Annotated in this window: 22 protein-coding genes and 1 pseudogene; 12 read left to right on the forward strand and 11 right to left on the reverse strand. The window is 71.7% G+C overall.

Going from position 1 to position 21552, the window contains the following annotated elements; genetic code table 11:
• Positions 1-35 precede the first annotated feature (35 nt).
• Positions 36-756: pseudogene (locus ACWCWD_RS08125) on the forward strand (transposase).
• A gap of 35 nt (positions 757-791) precedes the next feature.
• Here the strand turns inward: ACWCWD_RS08125 and ACWCWD_RS08130 are convergent.
• Complete coding sequence (locus ACWCWD_RS08130; RefSeq protein WP_450771130.1) at positions 792-1127, reverse strand: nuclear transport factor 2 family protein; 336 nt, start codon at positions 1125-1127, stop codon at positions 792-794.
• A gap of 332 nt (positions 1128-1459) precedes the next feature.
• On the opposite strand from ACWCWD_RS08130, the gene ACWCWD_RS08135 reads away from it, so the two are divergent.
• Positions 1460-1669 (forward strand): DUF397 domain-containing protein, encoded by a 210-nt coding sequence (locus tag ACWCWD_RS08135; RefSeq protein WP_450771131.1) that lies wholly within the window; start codon positions 1460-1462, stop codon positions 1667-1669.
• Between the two features lie 84 nt (positions 1670-1753).
• On the opposite strand, the gene ACWCWD_RS08140 is transcribed toward ACWCWD_RS08135, so the two are convergent.
• Together ACWCWD_RS08140 and ACWCWD_RS08145 are read right to left on the reverse strand one after the other, a co-directional pair.
• Complete coding sequence (locus ACWCWD_RS08140; protein WP_450771133.1) at positions 1754-2248, reverse strand: hypothetical protein; 495 nt, start codon at positions 2246-2248, stop codon at positions 1754-1756.
• Positions 2249-2367: 119 nt separating this feature from the next.
• Positions 2368-3072, reverse strand: a complete 705-nt coding sequence (locus ACWCWD_RS08145; protein WP_450771135.1) for an FG-GAP repeat domain-containing protein — start codon at positions 3070-3072, stop codon at positions 2368-2370.
• A 309-nt stretch (positions 3073-3381) separates the two neighbouring features.
• On the opposite strand from ACWCWD_RS08145, the gene ACWCWD_RS08150 reads away from it, so the two are divergent.
• Positions 3382-4026, forward strand: a complete 645-nt coding sequence (locus ACWCWD_RS08150) for a TetR/AcrR family transcriptional regulator (RefSeq protein WP_450771137.1) — start codon at positions 3382-3384, stop codon at positions 4024-4026.
• The gene (locus ACWCWD_RS08155) at positions 4023-4574 is read left to right on the forward strand and encodes a GNAT family N-acetyltransferase (RefSeq protein ID WP_450771139.1); all 552 of its coding nucleotides are present in this window, start codon (positions 4023-4025) and stop codon (positions 4572-4574) included. The genes ACWCWD_RS08150 and ACWCWD_RS08155 overlap by 4 nt, the downstream gene beginning before the upstream one ends.
• Before the next feature lie 72 nt (positions 4575-4646).
• Here ACWCWD_RS08155 and ACWCWD_RS08160 read toward each other — a convergent pair whose 3' ends face one another.
• The 5 genes from ACWCWD_RS08160 to ACWCWD_RS08180 all read right to left on the reverse strand — a co-directional run bounded on the left by ACWCWD_RS08160 (position 4647) and on the right by ACWCWD_RS08180 (position 9725).
• Positions 4647-6497, reverse strand: coding sequence for a subtype B tannase (locus ACWCWD_RS08160; RefSeq protein ID WP_450771140.1), 1851 nt, complete (start codon positions 6495-6497; stop codon positions 4647-4649).
• 243 nt (positions 6498-6740) lie between these two features.
• Positions 6741-7196: an NUDIX domain-containing protein gene (locus ACWCWD_RS08165; RefSeq protein ID WP_450771142.1), complete on the reverse strand. Its 456-nt coding sequence runs from the start codon at positions 7194-7196 to the stop codon at positions 6741-6743.
• 137 nt (positions 7197-7333) lie between these two features.
• A complete protein-coding gene (locus ACWCWD_RS08170) occupies positions 7334-7834 on the reverse strand; it encodes a gamma-glutamylcyclotransferase family protein (RefSeq protein ID WP_450771143.1) in 501 nt (166 codons plus the stop codon).
• An 80-nt stretch (positions 7835-7914) separates the two neighbouring features.
• On the reverse strand, positions 7915-8259 hold the full coding sequence (cutA, locus tag ACWCWD_RS08175) for a divalent-cation tolerance protein CutA (RefSeq protein WP_450771145.1): 345 nt from the start codon (positions 8257-8259) through the stop codon (positions 7915-7917).
• A 107-nt stretch (positions 8260-8366) separates the two neighbouring features.
• The gene (locus ACWCWD_RS08180; protein WP_450771146.1) at positions 8367-9725 is read right to left on the reverse strand and encodes a hypothetical protein; all 1359 of its coding nucleotides are present in this window, start codon (positions 9723-9725) and stop codon (positions 8367-8369) included.
• Between the two features lie 301 nt (positions 9726-10026).
• On the opposite strand from ACWCWD_RS08180, the gene ACWCWD_RS08185 reads away from it, so the two are divergent.
• From ACWCWD_RS08185 to ACWCWD_RS08195, 3 genes are all read left to right on the forward strand, one after another.
• Complete coding sequence (locus ACWCWD_RS08185; protein ID WP_450771148.1) at positions 10027-10821, forward strand: aminotransferase class IV family protein; 795 nt, start codon at positions 10027-10029, stop codon at positions 10819-10821.
• A gap of 515 nt (positions 10822-11336) precedes the next feature.
• On the forward strand, positions 11337-11906 hold the full coding sequence (locus ACWCWD_RS08190) for a hypothetical protein (protein WP_450771149.1): 570 nt from the start codon (positions 11337-11339) through the stop codon (positions 11904-11906).
• Between the two features lie 237 nt (positions 11907-12143).
• Positions 12144-12785 carry a class F sortase gene (locus tag ACWCWD_RS08195; protein WP_450771151.1) on the forward strand — a complete coding sequence of 214 codons (642 nt, stop codon included), beginning with the start codon at positions 12144-12146 and terminating at the stop codon, positions 12783-12785.
• A gap of 59 nt (positions 12786-12844) precedes the next feature.
• Here the strand turns inward: ACWCWD_RS08195 and ACWCWD_RS08200 are convergent, their stop codons facing one another.
• Entirely contained in the window at positions 12845-13639 is a 795-nt protein-coding gene (locus tag ACWCWD_RS08200) for a TSUP family transporter (protein WP_450771153.1), read from the reverse strand.
• 423 nt (positions 13640-14062) lie between these two features.
• Between ACWCWD_RS08200 and nirB the strand changes: the two genes are divergently transcribed.
• From nirB to ACWCWD_RS08215, 3 genes are all read left to right on the forward strand, one after another.
• Positions 14063-16579 (forward strand): nitrite reductase large subunit NirB, encoded by a 2517-nt coding sequence (gene nirB / locus ACWCWD_RS08205; RefSeq protein ID WP_450771469.1) that lies wholly within the window; start codon positions 14063-14065, stop codon positions 16577-16579.
• On the forward strand, positions 16579-16947 hold the full coding sequence (nirD, locus tag ACWCWD_RS08210) for a nitrite reductase small subunit NirD (RefSeq protein ID WP_450771155.1): 369 nt from the start codon (positions 16579-16581) through the stop codon (positions 16945-16947). Before nirB ends, nirD begins: the two co-directional genes overlap by 1 nt.
• 137 nt (positions 16948-17084) lie before the next feature.
• Positions 17085-18008, forward strand: coding sequence for an oxidoreductase (locus ACWCWD_RS08215; RefSeq protein WP_450771157.1), 924 nt, complete (start codon positions 17085-17087; stop codon positions 18006-18008).
• A 15-nt stretch (positions 18009-18023) separates the two neighbouring features.
• Here the strand turns inward: ACWCWD_RS08215 and ACWCWD_RS08220 are convergent, their stop codons facing one another.
• Positions 18024-18434, reverse strand: a complete 411-nt coding sequence (locus tag ACWCWD_RS08220; protein ID WP_450771158.1) for a VOC family protein — start codon at positions 18432-18434, stop codon at positions 18024-18026.
• A gap of 218 nt (positions 18435-18652) precedes the next feature.
• On the opposite strand from ACWCWD_RS08220, the gene ACWCWD_RS08225 reads away from it, so the two are divergent.
• Both ACWCWD_RS08225 and ACWCWD_RS08230 read left to right on the forward strand, forming a co-directional pair.
• Positions 18653-19267, forward strand: coding sequence for a TetR/AcrR family transcriptional regulator (locus ACWCWD_RS08225; protein WP_450771160.1), 615 nt, complete (start codon positions 18653-18655; stop codon positions 19265-19267).
• Positions 19268-19397: 130 nt separating this feature from the next.
• The gene (locus ACWCWD_RS08230) at positions 19398-20975 is read left to right on the forward strand and encodes an MDR family MFS transporter (protein ID WP_450771161.1); all 1578 of its coding nucleotides are present in this window, start codon (positions 19398-19400) and stop codon (positions 20973-20975) included.
• A 138-nt stretch (positions 20976-21113) separates the two neighbouring features.
• Here the strand turns inward: ACWCWD_RS08230 and ACWCWD_RS08235 are convergent, their stop codons facing one another.
• Positions 21114-21539 carry a DUF7919 family protein gene (locus tag ACWCWD_RS08235; protein ID WP_450771163.1) on the reverse strand — a complete coding sequence of 142 codons (426 nt, stop codon included), beginning with the start codon at positions 21537-21539 and terminating at the stop codon, positions 21114-21116.
• Between the last annotated feature and the right edge of the window lie 13 nt (positions 21540-21552).

Below are 21552 nucleotides of genomic sequence, written 5' to 3' on the forward strand. Positions count from 1 at the left end.
TGCGACTTGACGAGCTAAGACCCTGAGGTGTCTGGATAGTCCCCTTCGCCGGGCTGAGCCCGAGGCAGTTCGGCAAGCTGGTCACCACCCTGCGGCGCGAAGGCGCGGACTCGGCCGGCCGTGGAGCCTGCCGCTGCACGATCGGGTCCTGCTGATCACCGCGTACTGGCGGACGAACCTGACGCTGCGACAGCTCGTCCCGCTGTTCGGTGTGTCCAAGTCGGCTGCCGCGCGGATCATTGGGCATCTCGGACCGTTACTCGCCATGCGGCAGCGCAAGCGCTTCCGCAGGGAGGCCGAGCTGATCGTGGACGGCACTCTGGTCCCTACCCGTGATCACACTGTCGCCGAGCAGTCGAAGAACTATCGGTACTCGACCAACCACCAGGTCGTGATCGACGCCGATACCCGGCTCGTCGTCGCGGCCGGCCCCTGCCCGGTAACCGGAACGACTGCAAGGAATGGGAACTGTCCGGAGCCAAAGCCGCTGTCGGAAGGACCGTTGTCATCGCCGACGGTGGATACCGAGGCACGGGTCTGGCCATCCCGCACCGCCGGGAGCGCGGTCAGGACGAACTTCCCGCCTGGAAGGAGGAGCACAACGCTTCCCACCGTAGAGTCCGGGCCCGTGTCGAGCACGTCTTCGCCCGCATGAAGACCTGGAAGATCCTTCGCGACTGCCGCCTGAAGGGCGATGGTGTTCACCATGCCATGCTCGGCATCGCCCGCCTGCATCATGCGATCCTCACCGGCTAGGACCAGGCGGGATGTGCCTGGTCAGCCGGGCTTTATCATCCCGCCCAAGGGAGTTCGGCGTGGCGACAGTTTGCGGTGGCTGATCCGCCAGCCGTCAGCGGTGCGCACGACGGTGTCGTCGTAGGAGACGGAACCGCAGGGTGGCCGTCCGCCGACGCGGCGAGGACGACGTTGGTGACGTGATGCGCGACAGGGTTGGCCGCTCCCAGCGCCCAAGCCGCTTCTCGGATGGCCGCCACCCCGCGCAGCGGCTCCTGGCCGAAGTCAGTGAGGTCGTAGACCACATCGGCGGTGAACAACTCCTCCAACCGGTCAAGGCTTCCGTCGTCAACAAGATGACCATGCAGCGAGATCAGTTCGGTGATGGCCAAGTGATCTTCCAGAGCGAGTGACACACGCGTCCTCTCCGACCCGGCGTGGAAGCGCCAGGCCAAGCATCGATCCGACGTCAGCACGGCACCACACTGCTCAACGAGTTGGGGCGCATCCGACAAGAGCAGGGCCGTGCACGTCGTGATCGTCTCTTACCGACGGTCAGCCTGCCACCGACTTGTCCACCTGTGCCCTGTCGCCGCCAGCCGAAGCACGGCTTATGGGACAGCCCTTAGTGCAGTGGGTTCACGCGATACGACACGGGAAGGCTAAAGCACTGCCCGGGGCCGCGCCCGTGGCCCTGCCACCGGCAGCTGGGAGAGGAAAGCCCGTGACAACCGAACCCCTCCACTGGTTCACGTCCTCCTACAGCACCGACGGCGGCCAGTGCGTCGAGGTCGCCACCAACCTCGTCGCCACCCACGGCGCGGCCCCCATCCGTGACTCCAAGGACGTCGGCGGCCCCGTCCTGGGCTTATCCACCACCTCGTTCACCTCGTTCGTGGCAGGCCTCAAGTCCGGGGATTTCACCGCCCTCTGACAAGCCTGGTTGCCTCACCTCGCGGGAGCACCATCGCGCGCAGACGGACACGTCCCGGACTCGCGAGAACTCCTGGGGTGACCGTCAGAAGGTGCCGAAGAAGCGATGCCACCACGTGGGCCGCTGAACGTGCGAGGGCAGTCGGCTCGGCCCGTCGTAGTCGCTCTCCAACAATTCCTCGGGAACGACGACATGGCCGAGCTCAGCCAGCGCCCGGTTGACCCTGGCGAGGTCCGCGCTGTCCAGCTCGCCCTCGGCCCGGGCGTCGTCCGTTCCGAGGAAGGCCCCCGGGTTGTCGGCGCAGACCAGGGCCAGCGAACCGAACTTGCTCACGCAGACGACGATCCGGGTGCCGCACACGGTTGCGTCCCCGGGCACGACGACGCGGCCGTACTCGCTGGAGTCCTGGGTGCCCCCCTCAGCCGTGCAGCGAGCCGCGAAGTCTTTCTCGAGTCGGGCCACCAGGGCACTGAAGCGCACTGCGGCCTCGCCACGGTCGTAGTGCTGCGGCCACTCCAGCCACTCCGGATCATCGAGCTCACGCAGCAGCACCAGCAGATCCGCTTCGCCCTCGGTCACGTGCTCATCCTGCCGCAGTGGTCACCTACGGAGCAGGGCGGCCTTCGTTACGGGTCTCTCCGCCCCTCGGCGACAGCAGACCGGCCTCCTGTCCCCCGTCCTCCCCGGGCCGACGCCCCTCAGGTGGTGTCCGCCCCCTCACACGCCGGGTAGAACACGCGCGGTGCCGGGTCCGGCATGGCGTCCGGGATCGATTGGTCGGTGTTCTCCGCGTCGGCGGTGTACTGCCGGTTGGCGTCGTCGGGTTCCCGGTCGAGGCCCCCGGCACCGCCGAGGCGGGCCTCCGTGACGTACGTCCCGTCGCCCCGGTAGACGTACGCCGCGAGGTCCGGGTACCGGTCGTGGTTGTAGTCGGTGACGCCCACGGCGCGCGTTTCGCCGAGTTCGACGTGGTGGTCGCTCTGCCCTCGTCCACGGGCCGAGAACGGGCCGAGGCGCAGTTCGGAGACCGCCTGCTCGATCGGGTCGTCGCCCTCCATGGGCCCGGTGGCCGCGACGAACAGGTCCAGCCACCCGTCCCGGTCGAAGTCGGCCACCGCTCCCATCAGGGTCACCGTGCCGTCGGCCCGGTCTCCGACGAGCTGCCGGGGGTTCACCGAGGTCCCGGCTCCGCGTGTCGCGCCGAAGGTGATGCGGAGCTCCGTGCCGGTGGCGGTGGCGGGCGAGACCCGGTCGGCCGTGCCGTCGCCGTCCAGGTCGGCCCGCAGGCCGCCGGACGAGGTCACGCAGGTACGGATCGCGGGTCCCGCGTCCGGCTTCGGGGGCGGGTCACCGCGGTCGTCGCCGCAGCCCGTCGCAAGCAGGACGACCGAACACGCCACCATGAGCGCGCCACCGGATCGGCCCGATCTCCTCCTCGGTGCTCCCGCCCCTGCCACGCGCCTCGTGCCCCACTTCGCAGAATTCGACCGTACGTACGGACAGCCTACGAGGGCGCCCGCTCGGCGTTCGCTCCGTGGCGGCGGAGCCCGAATCCGAGCGCGCCGCCCAACAGGGCCTGGCAGCAGGAGGATTCACCCCTTCTCGCCCACAGAGCGCGCCCGGTCACATCACCGGCCAGAGGTCCGCCGACCTGGAGGGTGTTAACGTAACGCTCGTAATAAAACATGCGTTACGCAAAGAAGGTGTGCAGGATGCCCAAGCAGGTCGACCACGAGGAGCGGCGTGAGGCGATCTCGCAGGCGGTGTGGCAGGTCGTCTCGGAGAGCGGCCTGGAGGGACTGACCCTGCGCGCGGTCGCGTCCGCCGCGGGGTGCACGACCGGCATGGTCACGCACTACTTCCGCGACAAGAGGGCGCTGCTGGCCCACGCCAGGGCCATGATGCACCGCCTCATGGCCGCCCGTATCGACGCGCTCCCCGCTCAGCCCGAGCCGCGCGCCGCGCTGTACGCCGTGGCCGAGCAGGCCCTGCCGCTGGACGAGGTGCGGCGCAGGGAGGCCGTGGTCTGGTCCCAGTTCCTGCTCACCACGCGCAACGATCCGGCGCTGTTCGGCGAGCACACGCGCAGCCACGCCTCCTGGACCGACCGGCTGACCGCTCTGACGCGCGCCGCCTGCCCGGAGGACCTGGAGACAGCCGTACTCGAAGTCCGGGTACGCGCCCTGGTCGCCTGCGTGGACGGTCTCGCCCTGAACGCCGTGACCGATCCCGACGCCTATCCGCCGGAGCTCCAGCGCCGGGTGCTGGAGACCCAGCTCGACCTGGTGCTCGGCCGGCCCTCGGCCCGCCCCGACCCCGACCCCGACCGAAGGCTCGTAAAGGACTGCCGCCCGTGACCACCGAGGACCTGACCACCGACGGCCCGATCGTCACCGCCGTCACCACCGTCACCACCGTCGCGGCCGACGACCCGAGGATCCGGGACCTCGTCCGCGACCTCGACGCCGATCTCGCCGCCCGCTACCCCGACGAGCCCTGCACCGGCGGCGCCCACATCCACCCCGGCATACGTTTCCTCCTCGCCGAGGCGGACCGCCGGCCGGTCGGCTGCTGCGCCGTGCAGCCCTTCCCCGCCCCGGACACGGCGGCCGAACTCAAGCGGATGTACGTCGTCCCCCAGGCGCGCGGCCGGGGCATCGCCGCCCGTCTGCTGGCCGAGGCGGAGCGCGTCGCCGCCGCGCTCGGGCACGGCGAGATGCGGCTGGAGACGGCGGTGCACCAGCCCGAAGCCATCGCGCTGTACACGCGCGCCGGCTACGCACCGATCCCCAACTACCCGCCCTATCAGCACAAGACGCTCAGCCGCTGCTACGCCAAGCCCTTGCCTCTGCGGCCCGGGGCCTCCGCCGGGCCCGCCACGGCCGGCGTCGCGGACGAGGCGTGAGCACTCGTCCACGACGGGCCGGAACGCGACGGACCGGAACGCGACAGGCAGCACCGCGACGGCCGGACCGCCTCAGCGGTGGTCTGCGCCCAGCGGGTTTCCGGCCTTGCGGACGACCTTGGCGATCCAGGCCATGGCCTCGGGCACGTCGTAGTTTCCGGCGTGCGGCTGGTTCCAGGCGAGCCGGTAGTCGACGTCCTTGACCTGCTGGTCCGCTTCGAGCGCCCGGTCGAGGTTGACGGAGACGATGAACGAGGTGTCCCGGTCGCGGGTTCCGGCGCGGACGTACCAGTTGGCGGCGGTGTCGGCGCCGGTGCCGATGAAGTCCATCGGGTCGATGAGGTGGATCTGGTCGTCCACGGTGGTGGTGCGCTTGTCGGTGTACTGGTCCCAGGTCAGGCCGGTGTCGTCGATGCCGCTGCCGTCGCCGGGGACGTCGTTGTGGTCCCAGCTGTACTCGGTGTAGTTCATGTACTTCTGGTCCGCCGGGCCGAAGAGGTTGGTCTCGGTGCCGCTGGTGGTGTTCCCGTTGACGCCCACGGCGTCGAAGGCGGGGGTCGTCTTCAGGGTGGCCTGGGCGACGACGAACGCGAGGTACTTCTTCATGTCGACCGAGCGCACCGTGCGGGTCGCGGTGTCGACGTCGATCCAGTCGTTGACGTACGACTTGGTGGTCGGCGTCCCGCCGGGGAATCCGCCGCCGGACTGGAGGTCGAAGGTGGCGCCCAGGGCCGGGATCGTGTTCGCCGGGTCGGCCTTCAGATAGGTCTCGGCGGAGCGGACGACCTCCTTCCTGATGGTGTCGATCATGTTCGCGGCGGTGAGCTTCGAGCCGTCGGGGTTGCGGAGGCCGAGGCTCTTCTCGTACGCGGGGAACTGGGCGGCGATCGCGGCGGCGTCCTCGGGTGACGGGTTCTGGCCGGTGTCGGCGCGGGTGTCGAGGATGTTGTACAGCCACTCGTACGCCTTGTCGGCGTTGCCCAGGTCGGTGATCGGGCAGTACGCGTTGACGGCGAAGACGTCGTCGCGCAGGGTGCTGCGGCCCTTCGCGTCGATGCCCGCGGCGCCGATCCCGGCGAGGTACGGGTCGTACTCGGCGCTGTTGCCGGAGGCGCCCAGGATCGACACCAACGCGCCGCCTCCACTGGTGCCGTTGATGACGATGCGTTCGGCACTGCCGGGCATGGCGGCGTCGTTGAGGCGCAGGTAGCGTACGGCGGCCTTGGCGTCGACCACCGCGGCGGGCGCCTTGCCGGGGTTCGTACCGTCGGCGCCGAGCAGTCCGCGGCTGCGGTTGGCGACGTCGACGAAGACGTAACCGGCCTTCAGCGCGGCGCCGACGTTGCTCGTCGCGCTGTTGTAGGACGCGCCGCCGGTGACGCTCGCCTTGATGTAACTGGCCATCCAGCCGCTGTTGTTCACGGCGAAGTAGATCGGCGCCCGCTGGTCGCCGAAGGCACTCTCGGGGACGAACACGTTCATGGCCTGGTAGCCGCAGGCGGTGTTGGAGATCGTGCTGTTGCCGAACCCGCCGGACTGCTGGGCCGCCGCCTCGACGGGGTGCGCGACGTAGCAGATCTCCTTGTACCAGCGGACGTTCATCGGCTGCCCGTCCACCGTGACGGTGATCGTCGTGTAGGCGGCGGAGTCGAAGGCCAGGGCGGCGTCCTCCGCGTCGACGGCGTGCGCACCGTGCGGGGCCGACGCCTGGGCCCTGGCCTGGGGCTGGGGCTGCGCCTGGGCCTGCGATGAACCGCCGGTCGCCGCGAAGGAGGAGGGCACCGCGAGGGCCGTGAGGGCGAGCGAGCCCGCGACCGCCACGCCTCTCAGCAGGCTCTTGCGGGGCACGGAGCTCCGCATCTCCCTTACGACGGTGGGGCGTTCGGGCGCGTCGTGCCCGAAGGGCGTCGAGAGCCGCTGCATGGGGTCTCCCCTCGTGGAGCACCACGTGCCCTTGCCGCACGGGGCGCTTCGTCGGAACCTGGGCCTCGTGGCCGGGGCGCGACGCACGCTACGGGATTGTTAACAATATTCCCAGCGATCTGGCGAACATTTGTGTCGGCTATCAGTCGACGGGTGTGCGGTGGGCGGGAGTTGCCACGGCGGGCGGGAGTTGCCACCCTGCCCCGCCCGCCCCGCCCGCCCCGCCCCCGCCGGACCGTCCGGTCAGGGCGTTCCGCCGCCCCGGACGAGCTCCCGGTGGGATTCCTGCATCGCGTCGGGGAGCGCGTCCACGTCGAACCACCTCGCCTCCAGGATCTCGAAGTCGTCGATCTTCAGGGTTCCGCCGACCAGCCGCGCCTCGTAGGCGACTTCGAGGCGGAGCCGGTAGCCGCTCTTCAGCCGCACCAGACGGCCCGGCTCCACGTCGAGTCCGGTCTCCTCCTTCACCTCGCGGACGACGGTGAGCGGGAACTCCTCGCCCTTGGCGGCGAACCCGGTCGGAAGCCCCCAGGGGTGCTGGGCGGCCCACAACCGGTGCTTCAGCAGCAGGACTTGACCGGCGTCGTTCCGGACGACCCCGGTGACTCCCACGTTGAACTTGGCGTGGGCCAGCCAGAGGACCCGCCACTGGAGGGGGCCGCGTATGAGCCGCCAGAGCTGGGCGACGAGTCGATGCATGGGGAACCTTTCACCGGCGGGGTCATGGGTGGTGCGGCGGTACTGCTTGCGGTGGTGCCGCCTCGCCTCAACACTCCCCCATGGCAGCCCCGGGACCGCACCGGGTCCTGCGTGGCCGCACCCGGCCCGGACACCACCTACGGCGTCGCCGTGCCGTTCCGGGGAGGGCGGTGGCCGAGCCAGTCGCCGCCCGGGATGCGCGGGCCGCTCGCGTGCAGGGTGCGGGAGACGGCGGCGGCCGCGAGATAGATCCAGGCGCGGACGGTGCCGGAGCCGGGCACCTCGACGTTCCGGGCGACCCGTTCGTACAGGTTACGGGGGTCGGCCGGCCCCAGGTACGTCTCCAACCGGTCCAGCGCGACGAGCAGTTGGCCGTACTCCTGGGGCGCCGCGGTGATCAGAGTGCCCAGGACCGTACCGTCCCCGTCGGTGGCGAACGGGTACCCGGGGCCGTCGTAGAGCGCCCCGCCGTGCAGCAGCGCCGGCTGCTCCCGGACGTCGAGGCCCCGGACGTACCGGTCGTGGTTGTGCTCGCCGGGCCGCAGGGTGCCGTAGACGAAGAAGGGCAGCGGCCCCTCTCCGCCGGCCGCCCCGGAGCCGGACGCGGGCACGGGTACGGGTGCGGGCGATGCGGGCACGGGCGATACGGGTCCGGGCGATATGGGTCCGGGCGATATGGGTCCGGGCGATATGGGTACGGGCGACGGGTCGGTGGTCGTCACAGCGCCACCGCCGAGGAGGTCTGGTCGGTCACCCAGGCGAGGTAGCGGGCGCTGCCCCGGACGATGGGGGTGGCGATGATCTCGGGGGTGTCGTAGTCGTGGGCGGCGCGCAGGTGTTCCTCCAGTTCGTCGTAGCGCTCGGTCCTCGTCTTGAAGAGCACCTGCCACTCCTCGGCGGTCTCCACGGCGTTCTGCCAGTGGTAGACGGAGGTGACGGGTGCGGAGACCTGCGCGCAGGCGGCGAGCCGGGCCTCCACCGCGCCCCTGGCCAGGGCGTGGGCCTTCTCCTCGCTGTCGGTCGTGGTCTGCACGGTCAGCCATGCGGCGGGCGGCGTCGCCATGGTCGCTCTCCTCGGGGCGCTGGGTCCGGGGCGCTGCTGCCCCGGGGGTCCGGTACCGATTGTCGGCCGGTACGGCCGCCGGGCACCACCTAGAACGCTCAGCGCGCTCAGGGCGCCAGCAGCCGGATCACCGGGTCGAGGAGCACCACCAGCCCGGCCTTCAGCGGCAGCACGAGGACCGCCGCGACCGGGGCGGCCGCCACGGCCGCACCCCAGCGGGGGGTGCGGTGCCGGTGCGGCAGCACCCCGAGGACGAAGACGAGCCCGGCCACCACCAGCGCGGGCCCCGCCATCAGCAGCCAGCCGGGTACGGGGCCGAGCGCCACCGGGGTGCGGGCGGCCTCCGTCGCGGCGAGCAGCCCGGCCGACAGGATCAGGCTCAGGTCGATGAGGCGGGGCACGGCCGGGGAGACCCGGGCCCGGTCGTCGAGGCTCCGGCGGAACGAGAACAGCATGATCAGCTGGAGTACGCCGAGGACGAGGAGCTCGAACCGGACGACGGCGCCGAGGCCAGGCGGGTCGAACCGGCCGGTGCCGTACACCCAGGTGATCACCGCCGCCGGCACCCCGAGCAGCACCGCCCACACCAGGGAGAGGCGGAACACCACGGAGGGCGCGGGCGCCCAGGGGCCGCCGGGCCTCGGGGGGCGCGGCCGGGCCTGCTGGGCGTGGACGCGGAAGGCGGCGATCACGGGGTCGTCCGGGCTGCGGCGCTCGGCGTCCTCGAACGCCTCCGCCCGCCGCCGGAGCGCGGTGGGGCTGGTCAGGACGCGTTCGCGGTTGACGGCGGCGAGGTACCCGTAGAGCAGGATCACGGCGAGCACCGCGACCGCCGAGGGGGCCCGGCGGAGGACACCGTCACCGGCGGGCGGGGCCATCCAGGCGGCGGTGAAGCAGAGCAGCAGCACCGCGAGCAGGACCATGCCCCGGACCGTCTCGAACGGCACCGCCAGGGCGGACCCGCCGAGGCCGGTGAGCAGCCCGAACAGCACCCACAGGGCGGTGAGCAGCGCCCACTGGGTGGCGACGGCGAGCGGCAGTACGTCCGGCAGCTGGCCGGAGAGGACGTGACCGGCGGCCTCGGTGGCTTCGGCGGCCTCGGTGGAGTGCCCTGGCCGGGGACCTGCCGAGAAGGCGTAGGCGAGGAGCAGCAGGGCGAACTGGAGGACCGCGAGCAGCCGGGTGCCGTCCCGCCAGAAGTCGCCGGACCCGAGGGTGCGCACGATGGCGCGCGCCTGGGTGCCCACGACGAGCGCCAGCAGGATCAGCGGGAGAACGACCACGCCGAACGCGGTGTCCGGCTCCATCGTGGTGAGGTGCAGCGGGACGCCGAACGCGTCCACGACGTGCTGGCCGAAGGAGATCACCGAGCGTTCCCAGTCCGGTGTCTCCTCGGGCGCCACGTCGGCGAGGACCGTGACCGGCGCGGTGACGGTGACGGTGACGGTGACGGACATGGTCGACATACATCCCCCCATTCGCCTGCCGGCCCGCCTGCCTGCCCTGCTGTCCGCCCGCCTGCCCGCGTACGGGCGCGCAGGCGGGCGCACGCGCGGGCGTGCGGGCAGGATGGCGCCGGCGGGGGCGGCGCGGGGCGGATGTCGGCAGCCGTTCGCCTGGCGGTGATGGTTCCGTGACGTCCGGGGCCGAGCGGGCGTGCCGGGGCGGGGCAGGGCCGCGGCGTGGACACGGCCCGGAGCGGACAAGAACGGAACCGGACGGACCGGGCCGACCGCCGGCAGCGCGGCACGAACTACCGTGGACTTCATGATCCCTGCCTCGCCCGCCCCGTACGTCGAGTTCGACGGTCATCCCGCCACCCTCGACGACCTGCGGATTCCCGCCTTCTCCGGCTACGGCCACTTCACGGCCTTCCAGGTCAGGGACGGCCGTGTGCGGGGCTGGGACCTCCATCTGAACCGGCTGCGCGCCGCGAACCAGGAGCTGTTCGGCCTGGACCTGGAGGCGGAGCCGCTGCGGGAGCTGGTGCGCAAGGCCCTGTCGGGAGCGGGCGTACGGGACGCCTCGGTGCGGGTGCACGGCTTCCTCCCGCCGGGGGCCGCGAAGACCGTGCTGATGGTGACGGTGGCACCGCCCGCCGTACCGCCCGGGAAGCCGCTGAGCCTCCTCTCGGTGGCGTACGCCCGCGAACTGCCGCACCTCAAGCGGCCCGGCGACTTCAGCCAGACCTACTACGGCAGGCTGGCGGTGCGTTCGGGGTACGACCAGGCGCTGCTGACCGCGCCCGGCGGAGTGGTCACCGAGGGGTCGATCACCAACATCGGTTTCTGGGACGGCGATCGCGTGGTCTGGCCGGACGCCCCCGCGCTGATCGGTATCACCATGGCGCTGCTGGAGGAAGGGCTCGCCCTCGCCGGGTCCCCCTCGGCCCGGCGGCCGGTGACCCTGGACGGCCTCGGCGACTTCCGGGCCGCGTTCGTCACCAACTCCCAGGGCATCGTGCCCGTCCACCGCATCGACGACCGGTCCTACCCCGTGGACGCGGAGCTGATGGATCTGCTGGAGCGGGTGTACGGGGACGCCCCGGCCGATCCGGTCTGACGGGCGGGCGGAACCCGGAGCACGAGAACCCGGAGTACGAGAATCCGGAGCAGTACGAGAAGCCGGAGCACGAGAACCCGGAGCGCACCGGCGGACGAGCGCCCGCCCGGCCCCGGACGCGACAACGCCCTCACCGGGCCCGGGGGGGGTGGGGCCGGTGAGGGCGGTTGCCAGGGGGTGGCGGGGGGGGTGCCACCCCGTGGGGGGATATCCAGCGTGTGCCCGGCCCCCGGGAGACCATGCATGTGACCTGCGTCACACTCGACTTCCGGCTGTCACCCGTTCGGCACCAAGGCGCTCCGTGCGGGCCGCGCGACGGGAAGCCACCTCCGTGACCTGCGTCGATCACGCATGGCAAGGGTGCCGCGCCGGTCCGTACGGGTGAGTTCTGAAGGCGCGTCAGCAGGCATGGGGGCCGGTGCGCCCGTTACCTCGGAGGCAGGACCCGTCCTGTTCCGGCCCGTCCGGTCCGGGCGCGTCCCGCTCTGCTCGCGCCCGTATCCGGAGGACCTCCCATGCTCCGTCCACTCCGTTCCACGACCGGTACCGCCGTCGCGCTCGCCGCGACCGCGACGTTCGGCCTCGCCCTGCTCGCCCCGGCCGCCAACGCGGGCGACGCCGACCGGGACCGGGGCCGGCTGGAACTCACCCCGGCCACCGCCGTCCCGGGCGCCAAGGTCACCGTGAAGACCACCGCCTGCGGCAAGAACGGCTCGGGCGTCGGTGACGCGAACTCCCTGGACGCGGGGGACTTCGACCTCTACCCCGGCGACGGCAAGGACACCGCGGTCGGGCACTTCACCGTGCCGCGCGACACCCGCCCCGGCACCTACGGGATCTCCGTGGCCTGCGACAACGGCAAGGACGCCAAGGGCGAGCTGCTGGTGACCGGTGGTGGCTCCGGGGACCAGGGCCAGGGCCAGGGCGAGGACGGCCGTCAGCCGTGGGGTCACGTCCAGACCGGTGTGGGCGGCAGTGTCGGACCGGACAACACCCGGATCGCGGCGGGCTTCGGCGTGCTCGGCGCGGCGGGAGCCGGCACGGTCTGGATGGTCCGCCGCCGCCGGGCGGCGGACTCCCGCTGACCTTCCGGGGTCTCCAGCGGCCTTCCGCGGCCTCCCGCCGAACTCCGGCAGGCCCCTCTCCCGCAAGCCCCTCCCGCAGGCCCCTCCCGCAGGCCCTCCCGCCGACCGTAGAACCGGCGGGAGGGCCCTGACGGGGCCCCTCCCCCGCGTCCGTACGCCCGTACACCGCTACGGGCCCGCGCACCGCTACGGGAGCCCGGCCGATCCGGCTCCCGCGAGAACTCCGAGGACGGCACCGTGTCCCAGACGGCACACAAGGGCAAGGCCTGGCTGATCGGCGTCGCCGTGCTGGCCGGGGTCTGGCTCATCCAGAACGGTGCGGACACCCAGGTGGTGCCGCCGCAGCCGTCCGCGGCGGAGGCGTTCGCCGCCGGGCCGCAGCTCCAGCCGGGGTCGCCCGTCGCCGAGCCGCTGGCCCCGTCCACCCCGGTCCGGGTGCGCATCCCCGAGATCGACGTGGACGCGCCGCTGACCCGGCTCGGCCTCCGCCCGGACGGCAGCCTGGACGTGCCGCCGGAGGAGGACCGCGACCTCGCGGGCTGGTACGGCGGCGGCACCCGGCCGGGCGCCCTGGGCACGGCGCTCATCGCCGGGCACGTGGACAACGCGAAGGGCCCGGCGGTCTTCTACGGCCTGGGATCGCTCAAGCGGGGCGACCGGGTGGAGGTCATACGTGAGGACGCGCGCACCGCCGTCTTCTCGATCGACGCGATCGAGGTGTACGAGAACGACGACTTCCCCAGCACTCGTGTCTACGGGAAGGCGCCCTACGCCGCGCTTCGGCTGATCACCTGCGGCGGCGGCTTCTCGAAGGACACCGGCTACCAGGGCAACGTGGTGGTCTACGCCCACCTGACGGACGTACGGGAAGCGGCCTGAGCGGCCCGCCCGGCCGGACCCCCAGCCGGACCCCCGGCCGGGAAACCAGCCGGGAAAAATCAGCCGGAGAACTGGTCGAAGCCCAGCTTGGCGACGAGCGAGAACACCACGACCAGCAGTACGCCCCGCACGAACCCGCTGCCCCGGCTGAGCGCCATCCGCGCCCCGGCCAGCCCGCCCGCGAGGTTGAACACCGCCATCAGCGCGGCGAGCTGCCAGAGCACGGTGCCCTGTACGGCGAACATCACCAGCGCCCCGGCGTTGGTACAGACGTTCACGATCTTGGCGGTGGCCGAGGCGGTCACCAGGTCGAGGTGGAGCACGGCCGTCAGCGCCAGCACCAGGAACGTGCCGGTGCCGGGTCCGAAGAGCCCGTCGTAGAGGCCGATGCCGCCGCCGACCAGCACGATCGCGGTGACCGTACGGGCCCGGGTCACCACCCGCCGGTCCGTTCCGTCACCGGCCGCCGCCGTACCGAACGAGGGCCGCAGCAGGACAAAGCCGGCGACGGCGAGCAGCACCACCATGATCACCGGCCGGAGCACGTCGCTGCTGATCCCGGCCGCGAAGAACGCCCCGGTCATCGACCCGGCGAGCGCCATCAGCCCGATCCGTACCGCCGTGCCGACCTTCACCGGCGCCCGGCGCGCGTAGGTCACGGCCGCGCCGCTCGTCCCGACGATCGCGACGGCCTTGTTGGTGCCGAGCACCTGGGCCGCCGGGAGGTGCGGCAGTCCCAGCAGCAGGGCGGGCAGGAGCAGCAGCCCGCCCCCGCCCACCACCGCGTCGATCCATCCGGCCGCGCACGCGGCTATGCAGAGCAGGACGACGGTGGTCAGCGTGATGTCAGGCATGCACAGGACATTAAGCGATGGCTCCGGAGGGCCCGCACCTGCCCCGACCTGCACGGTTCTCCGTCCTGCGGCTCCGCCCCGGCCGCCGTGCGCGCCCTCACACCGGCCCCCGGCCCGTGCTGAGCGCAAGGTTCCTCCCGGGAAACAGCCGGGATGCGGTCGGGTAACACCGGCCGCCCATCGTCGGGGCCATGACGACGAGCGGCCGGTGCGGTCCGGCCGCGTCCGGCGCGGGGCACCAGACAGTTCCCGCCGGTACGTCCCCGCTCCACCCGCTCACCGACGACGGAGGCCTCTGAGATGCCGGTGTCCCCTTTCCCGACTTCACCCAGCACCGCCGCTTCCACGGCTTCCGCGTTCTCCACGGCTTCCGCGATCACCCCGGTCACCTCCGCGCACACCGTCGTCGTCGTCGGCCACGGCATGGTCGGCCAGCGTTTCCTGGAGGCGCTCGCGGACCGGGGGCTGACCCCGGCGGCCGGCGGCCCCCGGGTGGTCGTGCTCTGCGAGGAGCCCCGCCCCGCCTACGACCGGGTCCACCTGACCTCGTACTTCTCGGGCACCTCGCCCGAGGAGCTCGCCATGGCCGAGGCCGGGTTCATGGAGACCCACGGCATCGAGCTGTACGTCGGCGACCCGGCGGAGACCGTCGACCGCGAGGGCCGCACGGTCACCTCGCGGTCCGGGCTCACCTTCGGGTACGACACGCTGGTGCTGGCCACCGGCTCCTTCCCGTTCGTCCCGCCGGTGCCCGGCAAGGACGCGGAGGGCTGCTTCGTCTACCGCACCATCGAGGACCTGCTCGCCATCGAGGCGTACGCGAAGAACGCGAGGACCGGTGCGGTGGTCGGTGGCGGGCTGCTCGGTCTGGAGGCGGCGGGGGCGCTCAAGGGGCTCGGCCTGGAGACCCACGTGGTGGAGTTCGCGCCCCGGCTGATGCCGGTCCAGGTGGACGAGGGCGGCGGCGCGGCGCTGCTGCGCACCATCGAGTCCATGGGGCTGAGCGTCCACACGGGCGTCGGCACCCAGGAGGTCACCACCGGGGAGGACGGCGCCGTCAACGGCATGGCGCTGTCCGACGGTTCGACGCTCGCCACCGACCTGGTGGTGTTCTCGGCGGGTGTCCGGCCCCGCGACCAGCTGGCCCGCGACTGCGGTCTGGAGGTCGGCCCGCGCGGCGGGATCGTCGTCGACGAGGAGTGCCGCACCTCCGACCCGGCGGTCTTCGCGATCGGCGAGTGCGCGCTCGCCTCGGACGGCCGGGTGTACGGGCTGGTGGCGCCGGGTTACGAGATGGCGGTGACCGCCGCCGGGGTGATCGCGGGTCTGGAGGCGTCGTTCACCGGTGCGGACCTGTCGACCAAGCTGAAGCTGCTCGGCGTGGACGTGGCCTCCTTCGGCGACGCGCACGGCACCGCCGAGGGCTGCCTCGACGTGGTGTACGCGGACTCCCGCTCGGGGGTCTACAAGAAGCTGGTGATCGGCGCGGACGGCACCCTGCTCGGCGGGGTGCTGGTCGGGGACGCCGAGCAGTACGGCATGCTGCGGCCGATGACGGGCACGGTCCTGCCGGTACCGCCGGAGCAGCTGGTGCTCCCGGCCGGTGCGGGCGGTCCGGTCGTGCTGGGCCCGTCCTCGTTGCCGGACGAGGCCGTGATCTGCTCCTGCCACAACGTGACCAAGGGCGCGATCTGCGAGCACACCACCCTGCCCGAGGTGAAGAAGTGCACCAAGGCAGGTACGGGTTGCGGGAGTTGCGTCAAGGTCATCGGGCAGCTGCTGCCGCAGAGCGCGGACGCGGGCCTGTGCGGCTGCTTCGCGAACACCCGCAGCGAGCTGTACGAGATCGTGCGCACCCTGGGCATCACCACCTTCGCGGAGCTCCTCGACTCGCACGGCCGCCAGGAGGCGCGCGGCGGTGACGGCTGCGAGGTCTGCAAGCCGACCGTCGGTTCGATCATCGCCTCGCTCGCCCCCACGGTGGGCGCCAGCGGTTACGTCCTCGACGGCGAGCAGGCGGCGCTCCAGGACACCAACGACCACTTCCTCGCCAACCTGCAGAAGAACGGCTCCTATTCGATCGTGCCGCGCATCCCGGGCGGCGAGATCACCCCGGAGAAGCTGATCGTGATCGGCGAGGTGGCCCGCGACTTCGGGCTCTACACGAAGATCACCGGCGGCCAGCGGATCGACCTCTTCGGCGCCCGCGTCGACCAGCTCCCGCTGATCTGGACGCGGCTGGTGGACGCCGAGTTCGAGTCGGGGCACGCGTACGGGAAGTCACTGCGGACGGTCAAGTCCTGCGTGGGGCAGACCTGGTGCCGGTACGGCGTGCAGGACTCGGTGAAGATGGCGATCGATCTGGAGCTGCGCTACCGGGGGCTGCGCTCCCCGCACAAGCTCAAGTCGGCGGTCTCCGGGTGCGCCCGCGAGTGCGCGGAGGCCCGGGGCAAGGACTTCGGGATCATCGCCACCGCCGGCGGCTGGAACCTCTACGTCGGCGGCAACGGCGGCGCCACCCCGCGCCACGCGGACCTGCTCGCCCAGGACCTCTCCGACGCCGAACTCGTGCGCCTCATCGACCGGTTCCTGATGTTCTACATCCGCACCGCGGACCGGCTGGAGCGCACCTCGACCTGGCTGGACCGGATCGAGGGCGGCCTCGACCACGTGCGGGACGTGGTGGTGCACGACTCGCTCGGGCTCTGCGACGAGCTGGAGCGGATGATGGCCGACCATGTCGCGGGGTACCGCGACGAGTGGGCCGAGACCATCAACGACCCGGAGCGGCTGCGCCGGTTCGTGACCTTCGTGAACGCGCCCGACGCCCCGGACCCCTCGGTGCGGTTCGTGCCGGAGCGCGACCAGGTCAAGCCCGACCTGGACATCCTCGCGGGCCCGGTGCTCGCCATCCGTACGCTGGAAGGGACCGCATCCTGATGACTGCGACGACGACGGCCCACGCGCCCGCCCCGGACCTCACGACGGTGGTGCAACTCGCCTTCGAGGGAGACTGGTTCACTCTCTGCGAGCGTTCCCTGCTGGACCCCGGGCGCGGGGTGGCGGCGCTGCTGCCGGACGGGCGTCAGGTGGCGGTGTTCCTGGACCGGGCGGGGCGCGCGTACGCGATCGACAACCGGGACCCGTTCACGGGGGCGTACGTCCTCTCGCGCGGGCTGGTCGGCTCGGCCGGGGGGCGGCCGTTCGTCGCCTCGCCGCTGCTGAAGCAGCGCTTCGACCTCGCGACGGGGGCCTGCCTGGACGACGACGAGGTGACGGTGGAGGCGTTCGAGCTCCGGGAGGCGTAGCCGGGCATCGCCCCCGGGCGGTGTGCGGCGGATCGCGGCCGCACACCGGCCGGGGGCGCCTCGTGTGCGTCGGCCCGGTCGGCCGGCCCGGTGCCTCGTGTGTGCCGGTCCGGTCCGCCGGTCGTACCCTGGGGCCCATGATCCAGGGCTGGAACACGCACGACATCCCCGACCAGAGCGGCCGTACGGCGGTGGTCACCGGGGCCAACAGCGGCCTCGGCCTCGTCACGGCACGGGAGTTGGCCCGGAGCGGCGCCCGGGTGCTGCTCGCCTGCCGTGACCAGGAGCGCGGGGAGGGTGCGGCGGACCGCATCCGGCGGGCGGTGTCCGGGGCAGACGTGGCGTTCGTCCCGCTGGACCTGGCGGATCTCGCCTCTGTACGGAAGTTCGCGGCCTCGCATGCCCCGGACCGGATCGACCTGCTCGTCAACAACGCGGGTGTGATGGCGTTGCCGTACGGGCGGACCGCCGACGGCTTCGAGACGCAGTTCGGGGTCAACCACCTCGGGCACTACGCCCTGACCGGGCTGCTGCTGCCGGCCCTGCGCGCCGCGGGGAAGGCGCGGGTGGTCACGGTGTCGAGCGGGCTGCACCGGCTGGCCGACATCGACATGGGCGACCTGAACAGCGAGCGGAACTACCGGCGTTGGATCGCCTACGGTGCGTCCAAGTCCGCCAACCTGCTCTTCGTCCACGAGTTCGCGCGGCTGCTGGCGCGGTCCGGTTCGCCGATCGTGGCGGCTGCCGCCCACCCCGGGTACGCCTCCACCAACCTGACGAAGGCGGGGCCCCGGCTGGAGCAACGCCCGCTCAGGGAGCGGGTGATGGGGCTCGGCAACCTGCTGTTGGCCCAGACCGCCACGGCCGGGGCGCTGCCCGTGCTGTACGCGGCGACGGCGCCCGGGGTCCGCCCCGACTCGTTCACCGGACCGGGGCGGCTGGGGTGGCGCGGTGCGCCGGCCCCGTCCTGGCGGGCGCGGCGCACCCGCGACGACGTGGCGGGCGAGCGGCTCTGGTCGGCCTCCCAGCAGCTCACCGGGGTGACCTACCCGGGGCTCTGACAGCCCCCGGGGGCGTCAGGAGCGTTCGGCGACGGCGGCCGGGTCCATCCACATGACCTCCCAGACGTGGTGGTCGGGGTCCTGGAAGGAGCGGCCGTACATCGTGCCGTAGTCCTGGGTCTCGCCCGCCGGGAAGCCTCCGGCGGCCAGCGCCGTGTCGACGGTCTCGTCCACCTCGGCGCGGCTCTCCGCGCTGAGACAGAGGATGACCTCGGTCGACTTCTCCGCGTCCACGATCTCCTTGGTGGTGAAGTCCTTGAAGCGCGGCTCGGTGAGCAGCATGGCGTAGATCGCGTCGCTGATGACGACGCAGGCGGCGTGCTCGTCGGTGAAGCCGGGGTTGCAGTGGTAGCCGAGCTTCTCGAAGAAGGCCTTGCTGACGTCCAGGTCCTTCACCGGAAGGTTCACGAAGATCATCTTTTCCATGGTGGTCCCACTCCTCCGTCGCGACGCCGCCGGGATTCGGCGGCGGTCCGTGCGGCGCCTCGGAGCCTGTCCGATGCCCCGGCCATCCTGGCTCCGCTTCCATGCGCTTTCGAAGAGGTAGACGGTCCACGCGCCGGGAACTCATCGGCCGGAGCAGAGGATTGCCCCGGAAAGAATGAACTTTGCAGACTGTGCATTTTTGCATAGCATGCACCTTCGTGACCTCCTCTCCCCCGCCGCCGCCCGGCCTGCGCGAGCGCAAGAAGCGCGCGACCCGCGAAGCGCTGGCCGACACGGCCCTGCGCATGGCGGCCGAGCACGGCCTGGACCAGGTGACGGTGGAAGCGGTCACCGCGGCGGTCGGGGTCTCGGTGCGGACCTTCTTCAACTACTTCGCCCACCTCGACGACGCGATCCTCGTCCCGGACCCGGACAGCGCCGTACGGACCCGCGCCGCGGTGCTCTCGGCACCGGCCGGCCTCGGCCCGCTCGCCGTGCTCCGCCGGGTCCTCGGGGAGGAACTGGCCCACATCGAGGACGCGCCGGAGCGGTGGGAGCTCCAGTGCACCGTGCTGGACCGCACCCCGGCGCTCTTCCCCCGCTTCCTGGCGGCACGCGGCGCCGACGAGGAGGCGCTCATCGCGGCGGTGGCCGAACGCCTCGGCCAGGACCCCAAGACCGACCTACGCCCCCGGCTGCTGGTGCACGCCACCATCGCCACCGTCCGGGCCGCCGTGGAGATCTGGACCGCCACCGGCCGGTCCCGCTCCTTCCTGACCCTCTACGACGAGGCGTTCGACGAACTCGCGTCCGGACTCGGCGACCAGGATTAGGCCGTGTCCGACGGTTCCCGCCGAGCCGTCACGCACCCCCCGGCGGCCCGCCCCGGGCCGACCCGTTCTTCCGCATCCGCCGCTCCCCCGGAGACGGCCGCACCATCAGAAACAAGAGGTACGCCAGCCGATGTCCGCTGCCGTGACGCCCGAACCCCGGGAGTCCTCATCCATGAATCATCGCCAGATAATCCAGGCCATGTCCGGCCTCATGGCCGGTATGTTCGTGGCCATCCTCGCCTCGACGGTCGTCGCCAACGCGCTCCCGCGCATCATCACCGACCTGCACGGCAGCCAGTCCTCGTACACCTGGGTGGTCACCGCCGAGCTGCTGGCGATGACCGCGACCGTGCCGGTCTGGGGCAAGCTCTCCGACCTGTACGACAAGAAGGTGCTGCTCCAGCTCTCCCTGTCGATGTTCGTCGTCGGCTCGCTGGTGGCCGGCTTCTCCCACAGCGTCACCGTGCTCATCATCAGCCGGGTGCTCCAGGGCATCGGCGCCGGTGGTCTCACCGCGCTCGCCCAGGTCGTGATGGCCTCGATCATCCCGCCGCGTGAACTCGGCAAGTTCTCCGGCATCTTCGGCGCCGTCTTCGCGGTCGGCACCGTCGCGGGACCGCTGATCGGCGGCGTGCTCGTCGACACCTCGTGGCTCGGCTGGCGCTGGTGCTTCTTCATCGGCGTACCGTTCGCGCTGCTCGCCATCTTCCTGCTGCAGAAGACGCTGAAGCTGCCCGTCGTCCGCCGCGAGGCGAAGATCGACTACCTCGGCGCCTTCCTCATCATGGCCGGGGTCAGCGCCCTCCTGCTCTGGGTGACCCTCGGCGGCTCGAAGTTCGACTGGGTCTCGGGCCCGTCGGCCGCGCTCGTCCTCGGCGGTGTCGCCCTGATCGCGCTCGCCGTCCTGGTCGAGTCGAAGGTCCAGGAGCCGATGATCCCGCTGAGCATCTTCCGCAACCGGACCGTCTCCCTGACCACCGTGGCGAGCTTCCTCGTCGGTGTGGCCATGTTCGGCGGTACCGTCTTCCTCTCGCAGTACTTCCAGATCTCGCTGGGCAAGTCCCCGACGATCGCCGGTCTGATGAGCCTGCCGATGATCCTCGGCCTGATGGTCTCGACCACGGTCGCCGGGCAGCTCATCAGCCGGCGCGGCAAGTGGAAGGCGTTCCTGGTCGCGGGCGGCGTCATCATGACGGCCGGCATGTGCCTGCTCTCCACGATCGGCGCCGGTACGTCCTTCGCGGTCATCGCGCCCTGCATGGCCGTCCTCGGCATCGGTGTCGGCATGCTGATGCAGAACCTGGTCCTCGCCGCCCAGAACGACGTGCCCGCCGCCGAGCTCGGTGCGGCGACCTCCACCCTCTCCTTCTTCCGCAGCCTCGGCGGCGCGGTGGGCACCAGCGCGCTCGGCGCGGTGCTCAGCCACCGGGTCGCCTCGGAGCTGGAGAAGGGCTTCGGCAGCTCCGCCTCCGGCGGCGGCGACGGGGCCATCCCGGACCTCGCGACCCTGCCGGAGCAGGCCCGCGTGATCGTGGAGAACGCGTACGGCGTGGCGACGGGCTCCGTCTTCCTCGCCGGTGCGCCCTTCGCGCTCCTCGCGCTGGTCGCGGTCCTCTTCATCAAGGAGAAGCCGCTGAAGACCAAGAGCGGGCTGGAGCGCCTCGCCGAGGAGGGCGAGCAGCAGCCGCCGGCCGTGCCGGTGCACTGACCCGGAGCACTGCGACCTGGTCGCGCGACGGCCGGAGGGCCGGTCCGCCGAGATCGTTCGGCGGACCGGCCCTCCGGCCTTTCGCGGGACGCGCGCGAGATCCCGTGCCGGGCGCCGACTCCACGCCCGGCACGGACCTCACTGGGCGTCATCCACCGCCGACGCACCCCAGCGGCGCCGCGCCTCTTCCCTCGCGGCCTCGAGAAACACCTCGGGCGGGCGGTAGCCGTGGTCGACGATGTAGTGGAGCACCAGATTCGGTGCCACGTACAGCTCGCCCTCATCGGACACCACACGAATCTCGGCGCTTCCCAACCGATAGCGGGAGTCGAAACGCGCCGATTCGCCGAACTGTTCCAGCATTTCCGTGCATATCGTGCAGTAGTGATATCCGCGGCTCTTGTTCTGGAGGAGCGATCCCAGGTCGGAGAGGATCTCCCAGTCCTCGACCGATACGTCCCCCAGGGCGTACTTCTGATCGCCTTCCAGCCAGCCCACGGTAAGCCCTTCGGGTTTCGCGTGGTAGTCGAAGTCGTAGAGCGAGAGTTCGGGGTAGTACGTCAAGGGTTTCCTGTTT

Source organism: Streptomyces sp. NPDC001493, from assembly GCF_053597235.1.

What these genes read in the sequence shown, in the direction of transcription:
- ACWCWD_RS08230 (WP_450771161.1), top strand. Translation starts at nt 19,398, where the DNA reads ATGTCCGCTGCCGTGACGCCCGAACCCCGGGAGTCCTCATCCATGAAT.
- ACWCWD_RS08190 (WP_450771149.1), top strand. Translation starts at nt 11,337, where the DNA reads ATGCTCCGTCCACTCCGTTCCACGACCGGTACCGCCGTCGCGCTCGCC.
- cutA (WP_450771145.1), bottom strand. Translation starts at nt 8,259, where the DNA reads ATGGCGACGCCGCCCGCCGCATGGCTGACCGTGCAGACCACGACCGAC.
- ACWCWD_RS08220 (WP_450771158.1), bottom strand. Translation starts at nt 18,434, where the DNA reads ATGGAAAAGATGATCTTCGTGAACCTTCCGGTGAAGGACCTGGACGTC.
- ACWCWD_RS08180 (WP_450771146.1), bottom strand. Translation starts at nt 9,725, where the DNA reads ATGTCGACCATGTCCGTCACCGTCACCGTCACCGTCACCGCGCCGGTC.
- ACWCWD_RS08185 (WP_450771148.1), top strand. Translation starts at nt 10,027, where the DNA reads ATGATCCCTGCCTCGCCCGCCCCGTACGTCGAGTTCGACGGTCATCCC.
- ACWCWD_RS08165 (WP_450771142.1), bottom strand. Translation starts at nt 7,196, where the DNA reads ATGCATCGACTCGTCGCCCAGCTCTGGCGGCTCATACGCGGCCCCCTC.
- ACWCWD_RS08215 (WP_450771157.1), top strand. Translation starts at nt 17,085, where the DNA reads ATGATCCAGGGCTGGAACACGCACGACATCCCCGACCAGAGCGGCCGT.
- nirB (WP_450771469.1), top strand. Translation starts at nt 14,063, where the DNA reads ATGGTCGGCCAGCGTTTCCTGGAGGCGCTCGCGGACCGGGGGCTGACC.
- ACWCWD_RS08150 (WP_450771137.1), top strand. Translation starts at nt 3,382, where the DNA reads ATGCCCAAGCAGGTCGACCACGAGGAGCGGCGTGAGGCGATCTCGCAG.
- ACWCWD_RS08145 (WP_450771135.1), bottom strand. Translation starts at nt 3,072, where the DNA reads ATGGTGGCGTGTTCGGTCGTCCTGCTTGCGACGGGCTGCGGCGACGAC.
- ACWCWD_RS08200 (WP_450771153.1), bottom strand. Translation starts at nt 13,639, where the DNA reads ATGCCTGACATCACGCTGACCACCGTCGTCCTGCTCTGCATAGCCGCG.
- nirD (WP_450771155.1), top strand. Translation starts at nt 16,579, where the DNA reads ATGACTGCGACGACGACGGCCCACGCGCCCGCCCCGGACCTCACGACG.
- ACWCWD_RS08160 (WP_450771140.1), bottom strand. Translation starts at nt 6,497, where the DNA reads ATGCAGCGGCTCTCGACGCCCTTCGGGCACGACGCGCCCGAACGCCCC.